This is a genomic window from Citrobacter sp. Ce119 (assembly GCF_030334525.1).
Taxonomy (GTDB): Bacteria; Pseudomonadota; Gammaproteobacteria; order Enterobacterales; family Enterobacteriaceae; genus Citrobacter; species Citrobacter europaeus.
This window is the reverse complement of record NZ_JAOWDR010000014.1, coordinates 1-265: the sequence shown is the minus strand read 5'-3', so window position 1 is coordinate 265 and position 265 is coordinate 1. Positions and strand designations below refer to the sequence as shown.

Genomic DNA, 265 nt, shown 5'->3' with positions numbered 1-265 from the left:
AGTAAAGGATGGTGGAGCTATGCGGGATCGAACCGCAGACCTCCTGCGTGCAAGGCAGGCGCTCTCCCAGCTGAGCTATAGCCCCATCGTAGTTATCTCATTCACCTTAATTCTTGCTGAGACAAGGCGTGGAGCGGCGAAGCATACTGAAGTATGCGAGTCGTTTCACAACGCGGTATCAGAAAGAATTTGGTAGGCCTGAGTGGACTTGAACCACCGACCTCACCCTTATCAGGGGTGCGCTCTAACCACCTGAGCTACAAGC

1 tRNA gene is annotated in these 265 nt (G+C 53.6%); it reads right to left on the bottom strand.

Annotated features, from left to right (window positions below):
• Positions 1-9 precede the first annotated feature (9 nt).
• Positions 10-85, bottom strand: a tRNA-Ala gene (locus tag OGV80_RS01660).
• Positions 86-265: the final 180 nt, after the last annotated feature.